The sequence below is a fragment of the Ewingella sp. CoE-038-23 genome (genome assembly GCF_040419245.1).
In the GTDB taxonomy this organism is placed as follows: domain Bacteria; phylum Pseudomonadota; class Gammaproteobacteria; order Enterobacterales; family Enterobacteriaceae; genus Ewingella; species Ewingella allii.
The window spans coordinates 2,957,452-2,972,252 of record NZ_JAZHOH010000001.1 but is presented as its reverse complement, the minus strand read 5'-3'; the positions used below and the strand labels follow the sequence as shown (position 1 = coordinate 2,972,252).

The 14,801-nt window shown below is 58.4% G+C and carries 14 protein-coding genes; all 14 read left to right on the top strand.

What is annotated here, in order from left to right:
• Positions 1–10 precede the first annotated feature (10 nt).
• The 14 genes from nuoI to menE all read left to right on the top strand — a co-directional run bounded on the left by nuoI (position 11) and on the right by menE (position 14,754).
• Positions 11–553 (top strand): NADH-quinone oxidoreductase subunit NuoI, encoded by a 543-nt coding sequence (nuoI, locus tag V2154_RS13985; RefSeq protein ID WP_034791754.1) that lies wholly within the window; start codon positions 11–13, stop codon positions 551–553.
• 12 nt (positions 554–565) lie between these two features.
• The gene (gene nuoJ, locus V2154_RS13980; RefSeq protein ID WP_353502765.1) at positions 566–1,123 is read left to right on the top strand and encodes an NADH-quinone oxidoreductase subunit J; all 558 of its coding nucleotides are present in this window, start codon (positions 566–568) and stop codon (positions 1,121–1,123) included.
• Complete coding sequence (gene nuoK, locus V2154_RS13975) at positions 1,120–1,422, top strand: NADH-quinone oxidoreductase subunit NuoK (protein ID WP_004936014.1); 303 nt, start codon at positions 1,120–1,122, stop codon at positions 1,420–1,422. Before nuoJ ends, nuoK begins: the two co-directional genes overlap by 4 nt.
• On the top strand, positions 1,419–3,266 hold the full coding sequence (gene nuoL / locus V2154_RS13970; RefSeq protein ID WP_154146993.1) for an NADH-quinone oxidoreductase subunit L: 1,848 nt from the start codon (positions 1,419–1,421) through the stop codon (positions 3,264–3,266). Before nuoK ends, nuoL begins: the two co-directional genes overlap by 4 nt.
• Before the next feature lie 37 nt (positions 3,267–3,303).
• Entirely contained in the window at positions 3,304–4,833 is a 1,530-nt protein-coding gene (nuoM, locus tag V2154_RS13965; RefSeq protein ID WP_353502764.1) for an NADH-quinone oxidoreductase subunit M, read from the top strand.
• Between the two features lie 6 nt (positions 4,834–4,839).
• The gene (gene nuoN / locus V2154_RS13960) at positions 4,840–6,300 is read left to right on the top strand and encodes an NADH-quinone oxidoreductase subunit NuoN (protein WP_353502763.1); all 1,461 of its coding nucleotides are present in this window, start codon (positions 4,840–4,842) and stop codon (positions 6,298–6,300) included.
• Positions 6,301–6,517: 217 nt separating this feature from the next.
• Positions 6,518–7,045 carry a DUF1097 domain-containing protein gene (locus V2154_RS13955; RefSeq protein ID WP_353502762.1) on the top strand — a complete coding sequence of 176 codons (528 nt, stop codon included), beginning with the start codon at positions 6,518–6,520 and terminating at the stop codon, positions 7,043–7,045.
• 103 nt (positions 7,046–7,148) lie between these two features.
• Positions 7,149–7,457, top strand: coding sequence for a stress response protein ElaB (gene elaB / locus V2154_RS13950; protein WP_034791744.1), 309 nt, complete (start codon positions 7,149–7,151; stop codon positions 7,455–7,457).
• Positions 7,458–7,698: 241 nt separating this feature from the next.
• Positions 7,699–9,072, top strand: coding sequence for an isochorismate synthase MenF (menF, locus tag V2154_RS13945; protein WP_353502761.1), 1,374 nt, complete (start codon positions 7,699–7,701; stop codon positions 9,070–9,072).
• A 23-nt stretch (positions 9,073–9,095) separates the two neighbouring features.
• Positions 9,096–10,781, top strand: coding sequence for a 2-succinyl-5-enolpyruvyl-6-hydroxy-3-cyclohexene-1-carboxylic-acid synthase (gene menD, locus V2154_RS13940; protein WP_353502760.1), 1,686 nt, complete (start codon positions 9,096–9,098; stop codon positions 10,779–10,781).
• Positions 10,781–11,575 carry a 2-succinyl-6-hydroxy-2,4-cyclohexadiene-1-carboxylate synthase gene (gene menH / locus V2154_RS13935; RefSeq protein ID WP_353502759.1) on the top strand — a complete coding sequence of 265 codons (795 nt, stop codon included), beginning with the start codon at positions 10,781–10,783 and terminating at the stop codon, positions 11,573–11,575. Before menD ends, menH begins: the two co-directional genes overlap by 1 nt.
• Positions 11,562–12,419, top strand: coding sequence for a 1,4-dihydroxy-2-naphthoyl-CoA synthase (menB, locus tag V2154_RS13930; protein WP_034791738.1), 858 nt, complete (start codon positions 11,562–11,564; stop codon positions 12,417–12,419). The genes menH and menB overlap by 14 nt, the downstream gene beginning before the upstream one ends.
• Entirely contained in the window at positions 12,419–13,396 is a 978-nt protein-coding gene (gene menC, locus V2154_RS13925) for an o-succinylbenzoate synthase (RefSeq protein ID WP_353502758.1), read from the top strand. Before menB ends, menC begins: the two co-directional genes overlap by 1 nt.
• Positions 13,384–14,754 carry an o-succinylbenzoate--CoA ligase gene (gene menE / locus V2154_RS13920; RefSeq protein WP_353502757.1) on the top strand — a complete coding sequence of 457 codons (1,371 nt, stop codon included), beginning with the start codon at positions 13,384–13,386 and terminating at the stop codon, positions 14,752–14,754. Before menC ends, menE begins: the two co-directional genes overlap by 13 nt.
• The last annotated feature ends 47 nt before the right edge of the window (positions 14,755–14,801 follow it).

Below are 14,801 nucleotides of genomic sequence, written 5' to 3'. Positions count from 1 at the left end.
TGATTTAGCCATGACATTGAAAGAGATAGTTGTCGGGTTCGGCACCCAGGTTCGCAGCTTGTGGATGATAGGCATGCATGCCTTCGCCAAGCGCGAAACCCAGATGTACCCGGAAGAGAAAGTTAACGTACCTGCGCGCTATCGCGGACGTATCGTGCTGACGCGCGATCCGGACGGCGAAGAGCGTTGCGTTGCTTGTAACCTGTGTGCGGTAGCCTGTCCAGTAGGCTGTATTTCGCTGCAAAAAGCTGAACATAAAGACGGTCGTTGGTATCCGGAGTTCTTCCGCATCAACTTCTCGCGCTGCATTTTCTGCGGTTTGTGTGAAGAAGCTTGCCCGACTACGGCCATTCAGTTGACGCCAGACTTTGAGCTCGGTGAGTTCAAACGTCAGGATCTGGTGTATGAGAAAGAAGATCTGTTGATCTCGGGTCCGGGTAAATATCCGGAATATAACTTCTACCGGATGGCCGGTATGGCAGTTGACGGCAAGTCGAAAGGCGAAGCTGAAAACGAAGCCAAACCGATCAACGTCAAAGGTCTGTTGCCTTAAGGAGCCGCAAGCATGGAATTTGCATTTTACATTGCAGCCGTGGTGGCCGTGTTGGCGACGTTGCGTGTTATCACGCACACCAACCCGGTTCACGCATTGCTGTATCTGATCGTCTCGCTTCTGGCGATCGCCGCGGTGTTCTTCTCGCTGGGCGCGTACTTCGCCGGTGCGTTGGAAATCATCGTTTATGCCGGTGCCATTATGGTGCTGTTCGTGTTCGTGGTGATGATGCTGAACTTGGGCAATGTCGAAGAACAAGAACGTGCATGGCTGAAACCGGCGACCTGGATTGGGCCTTCCATCCTGTCGCTGGTCCTGCTGGGCGTGATGATCACCTCGATTCTTGGTCTGCACACTCACGGCATCGAAGGCACCATGGTAGACGCGAAGGCAGTCGGCATCGCGCTGTTTGGTCCTTACGTTCTGGCGGTTGAATTGGCATCTATGTTGCTGCTCGCCGGTTTGGTTGTTGCCTTCCACATTGGCCGCGAAAGCAAGCCGGGCGAAGTGTTCGGTGACGCACCAGCGACCACTGAGATGGCGAAAAGAAAAACGGAGGAGAGAGCATGATCCCTCTACAGCATGGCCTGATCCTGGCCGCAATTCTGTTTGTTTTGGGGCTGACCGGGCTGCTTGTCCGTCGCAACCTGCTGTTTATGCTGATCAGTCTGGAAGTGATGATCAACGCAGCGGCGTTGGCGTTCATCGTGGCTGGGAGCTATTGGGGGCAAGCTGATGGTCAGGTGATGTACATCCTGGCAATCAGTCTGGCAGCGGCTGAGGCCAGTATCGGTCTGGCGTTGCTGTTGCAACTCTATCGCCGTCGCCACACCCTGAATATCGACACTGTCAGTGAGATGCGCGGATGAACCTATTATATTTAACAATTCTGTTCCCGCTGATTGGCTTCGTTCTGCTGGCCTTCTCACGCGGTCGCTGGTCTGAGAATACTTCCGCCACCGTAGGTGTGGGTTCTATTGGTCTGGCTGCGCTGACGACCCTGTATGTCGGTATTGATTTCATGACACAGCGCGCTGCTGGCCATGAAGTTTTCAACCAGAACCTGTGGAACTGGATGCAAGTGGGCGACTTCAACATCGCCGCTACCCTGACGCTGGATGGCTTGTCGATGACCATGCTGTCCGTGGTGACCGGCGTTGGCTTCTTCATCCACATGTTCGCGTCTTGGTACATGCGCGGTGAAGAGGGCTACTCGCGCTTCTTCGCTTACACCAACCTGTTTATCGCCAGCATGGTGATTCTGGTACTGGCAGATAACCTGTTGCTGATGTACCTCGGTTGGGAAGGCGTGGGCCTGTGCAGCTACTTGCTGATCGGTTTCTACTACACCCACCCAGCCAACGGCGCTGCTGCGATGAAAGCTTTCATCGTGACCCGCGTTGGTGACGTGTTCTTAGCCTTCGCACTGTTCATCCTGTACCGCGAACTGGGTACGCTGAACTTCCGCGAGCTGATGGTACTGGCTCCGCAGAAACTGGCCGTTGGCGACACCGCTATCACTTGGGCGACGCTGATGTTGCTCGGTGGGGCAGTGGGTAAATCTGCACAGCTTCCGCTGCAAACCTGGTTGGCTGACGCCATGGCTGGTCCAACGCCGGTATCTGCGTTGATCCACGCCGCGACCATGGTTACCGCCGGTGTTTACCTGATTGCACGTACTCATGGCCTGTTCCTGATGGCGCCTGAAGTGCTGCACCTGGTAGGTATTGTTGGCGCAGTGACGCTGGTTCTGGCAGGTTTTGCCGCACTGGTTCAGACCGACATCAAACGTGTTCTCGCTTACTCCACCATGAGCCAGATTGGCTACATGTTCTTGGCATTGGGCGTGCAGGCGTGGGATGCCGCCATCTTCCACCTGATGACGCACGCGTTCTTCAAAGCGCTGCTGTTCCTTTCGTCTGGTTCGGTCATTTTGGCCTGCCACCACGAACAGAACATCTTCAAGATGGGTGGCCTGCGTAAATCGATTCCTCTGGTGTATGTCTGCTTCCTGGTCGGTGGTGCAGCCCTGTCTGCCTTGCCACTTATCACCGCGGGCTTCTTCAGTAAGGATGAAATTCTGGCGGGTGCATGGGCAAACGGCCATCTCAATCTGATGATTGCAGGTCTGGTCGGGGCGTTTATGACTTCCCTATATACCTTCCGCATGATCTTCATCGTGTTCCACGGCGAAGAGAAGATTAAAGCGCATGCGGGCAAAGGCATTACTCACCATCTGCCACTGCTGGTGCTGTTGGTATTGTCCACCTTCATCGGTGCGATGATCGTGCCACCGTTGAAAGGCGTACTGCCTGAGACGACTGAGCTGGCGCACGGCAGTGTACTGACCCTGGAAATCACCTCGGGCGTTGTGGCGATTGTTGGCATCTTGCTGGCAGCCGCGCTGTACCTTGGCAAACGCTCACTGGTAAACAGCATCGCGAAAAGCGCCATTGGCCGCTTCTTCACGGTCTGGTGGTTCCACGCGTGGGGCTTCGACTGGTTATACGACATGATTTTCGTCAAGCCGTATCTGGCCATCGCTAAGCTGCTGCAACGTGATCCACTGAATTCACTGATGAATCTGCCTGCTGTGTTCTCCCGTTTGGGGAACCGTGGCTTGACGCTAAGTGAAAACGGTCAGACACGCTGGTATGTCGCGTCCATGGGTTTGGGAGCAGTGGTTGTTTTGGCACTGTTGCTGATTCTTTAAGAACAGATAGTACGAACAAATAGGGACACAAAACGCCATGCTACTTCCTTGGCTAATTCTTATCCCCTTTATCGGCGGGCTGCTGTGTTGGCAGACTGAGCGTTTCGGCAGCAAAGTACCGCGCTGGATTGCGCTGATCTCGATGGGGTTGACCTTAGCACTGTCCCTGCAACTGTGGTTGCAGGGTGGTTATTCATTAACTAGCCCGACCGGCATTCCACAATGGCAGTCAGAGTTCTCTGTGCCGTGGATCCCGCGCTTTGGTATCAGCTTCCACTTGGCACTGGACGGTCTGTCCTTGCTGATGGTGGTGCTGACCGGGTTACTCGGCGTCTTGGCTATCCTCTGTTCATGGCGTGAAATCCAGAAGTATCAGGGTTTCTTCCACCTGAACTTACTGTGGATCCTCGGCGGCGTGATCGGCGTGTTCTTGGCTATCGACATGTTCCTGTTCTTCTTCTTCTGGGAAATGATGTTGGTGCCGATGTACTTCCTGATTGCCTTGTGGGGACACAAAGCGTCAGACGGTAAAACACGTATCAGCGCAGCAACCAAGTTCTTCATCTATACCCAGTCCAGCGGTCTGGTGATGTTGATTGCGATCCTCGGTCTAGTCTTCGTGCACTACAACGCGACCGGCACCTGGACCTTCAACTACGCTGACTTGCTGAAGACTCCGATGTCGCACAACGTTGAATACCTGCTGATGCTGGGCTTCTTCATCGCTTTCGCGGTGAAAATGCCGGTCGTGCCATTGCACGGCTGGTTGCCAGATGCACACAGCCAGGCACCAACGGCGGGTTCTGTTGACCTGGCGGGTATCTTGCTGAAAACCGCGGCCTACGGCATGTTGCGCTTCATGTTGCCATTCTTCCCGAATGCGTCGCATGAGTTTGCGCCAATAGCTATGTGGCTGGGCGTTATCGGTATCTTCTACGGCGCGTGGATGGCGTTCTCTCAGACCGATATCAAGCGTCTGATTGCTTACACCTCTGTTTCGCACATGGGCTTTGTACTGATTGCTATCTTCACCGGCAGCCAACTGGCTTACCAGGGCGCTGTGATTCAGATGATTGCTCACGGCCTGTCTGCGGCAGGTATGTTCATCATCTGCGGCCAGTTGTACGAGCGTCTGCATACTCGCGATATGCGTCTGATGGGCGGACTGTGGGGGCGGATTAAGTACCTGCCTGCGCTGTCGCTGTTCTTCGCAGTGGCAACACTGGGTATGCCGGGCACCGGTAACTTCGTCGGTGAATTCATGATCCTGTTTGGCAGCTTCCCGATTGTTCCGGTGATCACTGTCATCTCGACCTTCGGTCTGGTCTTTGCTTCGGTTTACTCTTTGGTGATGATGCAGCGCGCTTACTACGGCAAAGCAAAATCAGAAGAGCCGCTGCAGGGCATGACCGCACGCGAACTGTCTATCATTCTGCTGTTGGTGGTACTGCTGGTGGCGTTGGGTGTTTATCCTCAGCCAATCCTCGATACCTCTAGCGCGGCGATGGCTAACGTGCAGCACTGGTTCGGATCATCAGTTTCAACAATTTCAACGACAAGGCCGTAACTCGCCATGACATTTACACTTCAAAATCTGATCGCACTGTTACCGCTGATGATCGTCGGATTGACAGTGGTGGTGGTGATGCTGTCCATTGCGTGGCGACGCGACCATTTCCTGAATGCCACACTGACAGTTATCGGTCTGAACGTGGCTCTGCTTTCCCTCTACTATGTAGGGCAGGTCGGGCCGCAGGACGTCACTCCACTGCTTCGTGTTGACGGTTACTCAATGTTCTACATTGGGTTGGTATTGCTGGCGAGCTTGGCTACCAGCACCTTTGCCTATCCTTGGCTGGCCGGTTATCCGGACAACCGGGAAGAGTTCTACCTGTTGGTGCTGATTGCCGCACTGGGTGGCATTCTGCTGGCATGCTCTAACCATCTGGCGTCAATGTTCCTCGGAATCGAACTGATTTCGTTGCCACTGTTCGGCCTGATTGGTTATGCCTACCGTCAAAAACGTTCGCTTGAAGCCAGCATCAAATACATGCTGCTCTCCGCTGGGGCGTCGTCATTCCTGCTGTTCGGCATGGCGCTGATTTACGCGCAGTCTGGTGATCTGAGCTTCGTCGCGCTGGGTAAAAACCTGGCCGACGGCGTGATGCTGCACCAGCCGCTGCTGCTGGCAGGTCTGGGCATGATGATTGTGGGTCTGGGCTTCAAACTGTCACTGGTTCCTTTCCACCTGTGGACACCAGACGTGTATCAGGGCGCGCCGGCTCCGGTTTCAACCTTCCTGGCGACTGCCAGCAAGATTGCTATCTTCGCCGTGGTTATGCGTTTATTCCTGTACGCACCGGTGGCCGACAGCGAAGCGATTCGCGTCGTGCTGGGCATCATTGCCTTCTGCTCGATTCTGGTCGGTAACCTGATGGCTATCAGCCAGAGCAACATCAAGCGCCTGTTGGGTTACTCCTCAATCGCGCACTTGGGTTACCTGCTGGTGGCACTGATTGCAGTACAGACTCACCAGTTGTCGATGGAAACCGTCGGCGTTTATCTGGCTGGTTACCTGTTCAGCAGCTTGGGCGCCTTCGGCGTGGTTAGCCTGATGTCTAGCCCGTACAAAGGCCCGGACGCAGAATCACTGTTCTCTTACCGTGGTCTGTTCTGGCACAAGCCAATCCTGTCTGCGGTAATGACCGTGATGATGCTGTCACTGGCCGGTATCCCAATGACCTTAGGCTTTATCGGTAAGTTCTACGTGATTGCGACCGGCGTGACCGCGCATCTGTGGTGGCTGACCGGTGCCGTGGTGGTGGGTTCGGCGATTGGTCTTTACTACTACCTGCGCGTGACCGTGAGCTTGTACCTGAGCGCACCTGACAAGCTGGTTCGCGATACGCCAAACAACTGGGCGTTGACTGCGGGTGGTGTGGTTGTGCTGATTTCGGCGATCTTGGTTCTGCTGCTCGGTATCTATCCACAGCCGCTGATCACGCTGGTTCAGATGGCGCAACCGCTGTTCTGATAGCCTGACGCAGTAGCAAAACTGAAAACCGCTCATTTCGATGGGCGGTTTTTTTATGGGCGCTATTTGTACAATCCATTGCAATAATGTGATGCAAGTCACGTTTGTATGTACGTTCAGCAATAAATTACATCGATATTGTGATCTAACCCATTCCATTATTTTTGCCGATGCGTAAACTGCGCGCTTGTTCAGAATCGCACAGGATTTACACATCATGAACGTATTGGTGATGATCGCCATTACCACCGGCATTCTCTCCGGCATCTGGGGCTGGGTGGCTATTAGTCTGGGACTGATTAGCTGGGCTGGCTTTCTCGGCTGTACGGCTTATTTCGCCTGCCCGAAGGGCGGGTTGCGCGGTCTGGTCATCAGCACGCTGACCTGCCTGAGTGGCGTGTTCTGGGCCGAAGTGATTATTGCTGGCAGCTCGCTGCGCCCTGAGTGGACGCTGCTGGGCTACATGCTCACCGGCGTGGTCGCCTTCCTGATGTGTATCCAAGCCTGGCAACAGTGGCTGGCCTTCGTGCCGGGGACTTTCATCGGCGCCTGTGCCACTTTCGCTGCCCAAGGCGACTGGCGTCAGGTGGTGTTATCCCTGCTGGTCGGCCTGCTGTTTGGCTATGCGATGAAAAATAGCGGCCTGTGGCTGGCGGAGCGCCGTGAAAAGCAGCGTGCTTCGGCTCAACAATCGGCGAGCGATAAGCCGCCATTCCCGCCGGTGACGCGGTCAGAAGGTTCTTAAAAGACCGTCGACAGCGGCTCTCTCCGTTTTTGATCCTGCGTTTATGGCAAATCTGCGCTAGGGTTAATGGGTATCGTGATAATCACAAAATAAGGAGATAACCATGTCGAACCAATTTGAACCGCAGCAGGCGTCACTGGACGATGATTTAAGAATGCTTTCCGAAACGCTTGAAGAGGTGCTGAAATCCTCCGGTGACAAAGCAGATGAAAAATATATCGAGATTAAAAGCCGCGCGGAGCAGGCGTTGGAAGAGGTAAAATCTCGCCTGAGCAACGGCGCGAACTCTTACTGCGCTAAGGCGCGTCAGGTGGCTGAGCAAACCGACAGCTACGTGCGCGAAAACCCGTGGCACGGCGTAGGTGCCGGTGCAGCCGTGGGGTTGGTGATCGGCTTACTGCTGCGTCGCTAAGCTAAGCTCGGCAATATCGTCCCAGAGGCAGCTTCGGCTGCCTCTCTGTTTTCTGCCTTATAACCCCTCTGAATGAGTCACTACCCCTTCATATCTACAGGCTCTGGCTCTGCCTTGATCTGCCGCATATTTTAAATCCCGCTAACGCCGCATAATTCACCCGTACTTGATCTAACCCGTTTTTTGATCCAGAAGGGCATTCTGCCTGACATCAAACCATTCGGATGCGGCTGAGGTGGCGGTGAAACAGATTTCAGCAATTCTTGACCAGTTGGATTCGGCGCTGTTAGGGATTTTTCCCGACACGGCTGGCCTCCGGCAGTTCACTTATCGACTCCCTGAACAACCCCACGGCGGCATGCTGGAATGGCTCGACGCCCAGCCTTGTTACCCAAAATTCTACTGGCAGCAGCGCGACGACGCCGAAGAAGTGGTGCTGTGCGGCGACGCGGCAAACTTCGATGACATGCCTTCCGCCCAGCACTTCTTAAAGCAATATCCGGACTTTCCTGAACTGCGCATTTGGGGGCTGAACGCCTTCAACGACGGCATGGGCGGCGCACAGGCCAGCCACGCGCTGTTTCTGCCGCGTATTGAAATCAGCCGTCGCGACGGCCAGTGCATTTTGCGTTGCCAGCTTTATAGCCCGGTTTCTCTGCGCGAAGAAGCCCATAGAGTGCGCGTCTTTCTCCGCACCTTGGTCAGCGCTCGCGCCTTACCGGCGCTGAAATCTCAGGTGGTGCGCTACCAGCATCTGCCCACTCAGCCGCAGTGGGCGCGAATGATCGACGCCGTGCTCAGGGGGATTAAGCATAACCAGTTCGACAAAGTGGTGCTGGCGCGCAAAACCACGCTGGCCCTCAGCCAGCCGCTGAATCCGGCCTCTTTCCTGGCCGCCAGCCGCGCGGTGAATCACCACTGCTACCACTTCATGCTGGCGTTTGCGCCGCAGCAGGCATTCCTCGGCTCCAGCCCTGAGCGGCTGTTCCTGCGCGAAAAGCGCCAACTCTTTACCGAAGCGCTGGCCGGAACCGTGGCCGCCGCCGATGACCATCAGCAAGCCCGCGCCCTTGGCCAGTGGCTGCTCAACGACCCTAAAAACCAGCGTGAAAATATGCTGGTGGTTGACGACATTTGCCAGCGATTGCAGGGCGGGGCGCGCTCTTTGGACGTGATGCCCGCCGAAATCCTTCGCCTGCGCAAAGTGCAGCATCTGCGTCGCAGCATTCAGGCCGTGCTGGCGAAAGCTGACGACGCCGACTGCCTGCAACGCCTGCAACCCACCGCCGCCGTGGCAGGCTTGCCGCGTCAGGCCGCGCGCGAATTTATTGCTCGCCACGAACCTTTTGATCGCCAGTGGTACGCCGGTTCGGCGGGCTATCTCAGCCTGACGCGCAGCGAATTCACCGTGGCGCTGCGCTCGGCCGCCGTGAAAGGCAGCCAGCTCGAGCTGTTTGCCGGGGCGGGAATTGTCGCCGGTTCAGACGCCGCGCAGGAGTGGCAGGAGATAGAAAATAAAGCCGCAGGGCTGCGCACCCTGTTAGACGAGGGGGCGCACTCGGCCGAGTCCGCCGGACAGCAGTACCATGAATTGCCTGCCGTTAGGGCGGGCTGAATCGGGTTCGCCGGAGTCAATCCATGCCATCAACACAAGCTACCGCCATGTTTAATCGCCGCTGGGCCACGCTGATATTAGAAGCCTTAACCCGCCATCAGGTGCAGCACGTCTGCATCGCGCCCGGCTCGCGCTCAACCCCACTGACGCTGGCGGCGGCGAGCAACTCCAAGCTGATTTGCCACACCCATTTTGATGAGCGCGGCCTGGGGCATCTCGCCCTCGGCTTAGCCAAGGCCAGCGGCCAGCCGGTGGCGGTGATTGTCACTTCCGGCACGGCGGTGGCGAATCTCTATCCGGCGATTATCGAAGCCGGGCTGACCGGCGAACGGCTGATCATGCTCACCGCCGATCGCCCGCCGGAGCTTATCGACTGCGGCGCCAATCAGGCCATTCGCCAGCCAGAACTGTTTGCCAGCCACCCACGACAAAACCTCAATCTACCGCGACCGACGCCGGACATCAGTGCGCGCTGGCTGGTATCGGCTATCGACAACGGCCTGTCAGCGCTGGAGCACGGTGCCATGCACATCAACTGTCCGTTCGCCGAGCCGCTGTACGGCGAGGAGGGGGATGACTATCTCGACTGGTCGCAGGCGCTGGGCGAATGGTGGCAGGGCTGCCAGCCTTGGCTGCGCACGCCTCAAACTCTGCGTCAGCCGGTTGAAGCCGACTGGGCGCAGTGGCGGCAAAAGCGCGGAGTGATTATCGCCGGGCGCATCGCCGCCGAAGAGGGCGAACAGCTGGCGCGGTGGGCTAAAACCCTCGGCTGGCCGCTAATCAGCGACGTGCAATCGCAAACCGGCAACCCGCTGCCCTGTGCCGACCTGTGGCTGGCGCACCCAGAGGCCCGACAGACATTGGCTCAGGCGGAATTAGTGATTCAGTTTGGCGGCAGCCTGACCGGCAAACGCCTGTTGCAATGGCAGGCCGCCTGCCAGCCGCAGGAATATTGGCTGATAGACTCCATGCCCGGCCGCCTCGACCCGGCGCAGCATCAGGGGCGGCGGATCCAAATCGCCGTCAGCGAATGGCTGAAGCTGCACCCCGCCGAGCCTCAACAGCCTTGGGCCAGGACGCTAAATTCTCTTTCTCAACGCGTGATGGCTCTGGTCGAAAGCCGTCTGGCGAGCCATTTTGGCGAAGCTTCTCTGGCGCGCCATTTACCGGCCTTGCTGCCAGCCAACGGCCAGCTGTTTGTCGGCAACAGTCTGGTGGTCAGGCTGGTGGACTCGCTGGCGCAGCTTCCGGCGGGTTATCCACTGTTTGCCAATCGCGGGGCCAGCGGCATCGACGGGCTGATTTCTACCGCCGCCGGAGTGCAACGCGCCACGCAGAAACCGACGCTCATCCTGATTGGCGATCTCTCTGCGCTGTACGATTTAAACGCGCTGGCCCTGCTGCGCCAATGCTCCGCGCCAACGGTGATGGTGGTGGTGAACAACAACGGCGGGCAGATTTTCTCTTTGTTGCCGACGCCAGAGGAGCAGCGCCAGCGTTTTTACTGCATGCCGCAAGACGTGGAGTTTAGCCACGCGGCGGCGATGTTCGGCCTGCACTACGCCAGCCCGACCACTATGGATGAGCTAACCGACGCGGTGCAAAACGGCTGGCAGCACCAAGGCGCGACGCTGGTCGAGCTAAAAGTGGCCAGCGGCGACGGCGCGGCGATGCTGCGCAAGCTGGTGGCTGAGGCGGGGGCGCTCTGATGCTCAATTGCCAGCAAGTTAATACTCATCTCAGCGGACGCCCTTGGTTGGTTATGCTTCACGGCCTGTTGGGCAGCGGCGAGGATTGGCAATCCCTGTTGCCGCACCTCGGCGAGTGGCCTTGTTTGCTGGTGGATTTGCCCGGTCACGGCCGCTCGGCCTCTATTACCGCCGCCGGTTTTGCCGACGTCAGCCAGCAGCTGACCGCCACCTTGCAGCAGTTGGGTATAGACGATTACTGGTTGCTCGGTTATTCACTCGGTGGGCGAATCAGCCTTTATCACGCCTGCTATGGCGATAGCCGTGGCCTGCGGGGCGTGCTGGTGGAAGGGGCCAATCCCGGTCTGAAAACCCTGCGCGATCGCCAGCAGCGCCGTCATCACGACCAGCTGTGGATCACCCGTTTTCGCTTCCAGCCCATCGAGCAGGTGCTGCAACTCTGGTATCGCCAGCCGGTATTTGGCGACCTGAGCGACGCCCAGCGCCAGCGCTTGGTGGATTTACGCGCCAGCAACCACGGTCCGGCGATTGCCACCATGCTGGGAGCGACTTCTCTGGCGGTGCAGCCCGACCTGCGCCAGCCCTTGTCGCGCCTCACGCTGCCGGTGGTATGGCTATGCGGCGCGCTGGATCAGAAATTTACCCTTCTCGCGCAGCAGGCCGGTTTCCCGCTGCGCACCATCGCCAATGCCGGGCATAACGCCCATCGCGCGAATCCGACTGAGTTTGCCCGTCAGGCGCTGGCATTCATTACTTCACCTGTCTTAAAGGAAGTTGAACATGATTTATCCTGATGAAAAAGAGCTGTACGCCCCGATTGAGTGGCTCGATTGCAGCGGCGAATTCGAAGATATTCGCTATCACAAGTCGGCGGACGGCATCGCCAAAATCACCATTAATCGCCCGCAGGTGCGCAACGCTTTCCGCCCGCTGACCGTCAAAGAGATGATCCGCGCGATGGAAGATGCGCGCTATGACGACAACATTGGCGTGATTGTGCTGACTGGCGAAGGCGACAAAGCCTTCTGCGCCGGTGGCGATCAGAAAGTGCGCGGCGACTACGGCGGCTATCAGGACGCCAGCGGCGTTCACCACCTGAACGTGCTCGACTTCCAGCGCCAAATCCGTACCTGTCCGAAGCCAGTAGTGGCGATGGTCGCCGGATTCTCCATCGGCGGCGGCCACGTGCTGCACATGATGTGTGACCTGACCATTGCCGCAGACAACGCGGTGTTCGGTCAGACCGGGCCGAAGGTCGGCTCCTTTGACGGCGGCTGGGGCGCTTCTTATATGGCGCGCATCGTCGGCCAGAAAAAGGCGCGCGAAATCTGGTTCCTTTGCCGCCAGTATGACGCCGCCGCCGCGCTAGACATGGGCTTGGTCAACACCGTGGTGCCACTGGCTGATTTGGAAAAAGAGACCGTGCGCTGGTGCCGCGAAATCCTACAAAACAGCCCAATGGCGCTGCGCTGCCTGAAAGCCGCGCTTAACGCCGACTGCGACGGGCAGGCCGGTTTGCAGGAGCTGGCGGGTAACGCCACCATGCTGTTCTACATGACCGACGAAGGTCAGGAAGGCCGCAACGCGTTTAACGAAAAACGCCAGCCGGACTTCAGCAAATTCAAGCGTAATCCATAATGCGCCGCGCTACGCTGTACCGTTATAGCCTGCCGATGGAGGCGGGCATTGTGTTGAGAAATCAACGTCTGAAGACCCGCGACGGCCTGCTGGTGCAGCTGTGGCAGGACGAAAAGTGCGGCTGGGGGGAAATTGCGCCGCTGCCGGGCTTTAGTCTGGAAAGCGTGGAACAGGCGCAGCCTTCGGTGCAGCACGCGCTGGCCCAGTGGCTGCAAGGGGCTTCGCTCGGCGCGCTGGCATCGGCCTTCAATGCCATGCCGTCGGTGGCCTTTGGTCTGAGCATGGCGGATGCCGAACTGCGCGACGCACTGCCGCAGACGGGGAATTACGCCTGCGCGCCCCTGTGTCACGGCGACCCAGACGCGCTTTATCAGCGCCTTGCCCAACAGCCGATTGCCAAGGTGAAAGTCGGTTTGTACGAGGCGGTGGGGGATGGTTTGAATGTCAGCATGCTGCTCGAAGCCTTGCCGCACCTGCGTTTGCGGTTGGACGCCAACCGCAGCTGGACGCCCGCCAAGGCCGACGCCTTTGCGCGTTACGTGGCCCCCGCGCTGCGTTCGCGCATCGCCTTTATTGAAGAGCCTTGTCAGACCCGCGAACAGTCGCGCGAGTTTGCCCGCGCCAGCGGGATTGCCATTGCCTGGGATGAAAGCGTGCGCGAGGCGGGCTTTGAAATTCGCGCCGAACAGGGGCTGGCGGCGATTATTATCAAGCCGACCCTGACTGGCAGCCTGACGCGCTGCCGCGAACTGATTGCTAAAGCGCATCGCGCCGGGCTGGAGGCGGTGATCAGCTCAAGTATTGAGTCCAGCCTCGGTTTAACCCAGCTGGCGCGCATGGCCGCGTGGCTGACGCCCGACACCCAGCCGGGCCTCGACACGCTGGATCTCATCCAGTCGCAGCTGGTCCGCCCTTGGCCTGACGCCGACCAACCCCTGCTGGATGAATCCGCGCTGGAGGTGGTATGGCAGAATTGACCCAGTGGCCGTGGCACGCCTGGGCGAGCAAAACGCCCTTTGCGATTGCCATTAAATCGGCGGGGAAAGCCTGGTGCTGGCAAGACTTGCAGCAGCGCGTTGACTCGCTGTGTGCCGGTTTCGTCCAGCAGGGCGTGGCCGAAGGCCGTGGCGTGGCGCTGCGTGGCAAAAATAGCCTTAACGCGCTGTTATGCTATCTGGCGCTGATTCAAGCCGGAGCCAGGCTTCTGCCGCTGAACCCGCAGCTGCCTGCCGCCTTGTGTGACCCATTATTACCCCAGTTGGATATCGACTTTATTCTCGACCTGAGCGATGAGCCGCTGGTCACTGAAATCCCTGCCCTGAGCCTGTTCCACGGCCATGGCGGGGTGACACCAAACTATCCGCCGCAGCGGATTGCCACCCTGACGTTAACCTCGGGTTCGAGCGGGCTGCCTAAAGCCGCCGCGCACGGCGTCGCGGCGCATCTCGCCAGCGCGCGCGGGGTGCTGGGCCTCATTCCTTTCAACGCGGGTAACGCCTGGCTGCTTTCGCTGCCGCTGTTTCACGTCTCCGGGCAGGGCATTGTCTGGCGCTGGCTGACCGCCGGTGCCCAGCTGGTGGTGGCCGAAGAGCGGCCGCTCGCTGAGGTGCTGCAAGACTGCAGTCACGCCTCGCTGGTGCCGACCCAGCTCTGGCGGCTGCTCAACCAGCAGCAGTTGCCCGCCTCGTTAACCGACGTGCTGCTCGGCGGGGCGGACATTCCCCTCGAGTTAACCCAGCGCGCCGAACGCGCCGGAGTTCGCTGCTGGTGTGGTTACGGCATGACGGAAACGGCGTCGACGGTGACGGCCAAACGCGCCGACGGTTCGGCGGGCGTCGGCGAGCCTCTGGCCGGGCGGGAAGTGATGATCGTCGAGGATGAAATCCTGATCCGCAGCGAAAGTCTGGCAGCCGGTTATTGGTGGCAGGGCAAGCTGACTCAGCTCACCGACGCCGACGGCTGGTTGCATACTCGAGACAGAGGCGCGTGGCGGGCCGATGAGCTGCACGTCGCCGGGCGGCTGGATAATCTGTTTTTCAGCGGCGGGGAGGGGATTCAGCCCGAGGACATCGAGCGCGTGTTGGCGGCGCATCCGCGCGTTGAGCGCGCTTTCGTGTTGCCGATGGCTGACGCCGAATTTGGCCAGAGGCCGGTGGCGCTGATTGATCGCTCAGCAGAGATGCCGTTTGAGATGCTCTCCCAATGGCTGGAGGGCAAACTGGCGCGTTTCCAGCAGCCGGTGCGCTATTTCGACCTGCCTGCGGACATTGCGCAGGGGGGAATTAAAATCTCGCGTCGCCATCTTCAGGAGTGGCTTTCACAGCAAACCGCCTGAGCTTTCAGTTCATTATCGCTAATAAAAAGGGCCGCTCTGCATTACAG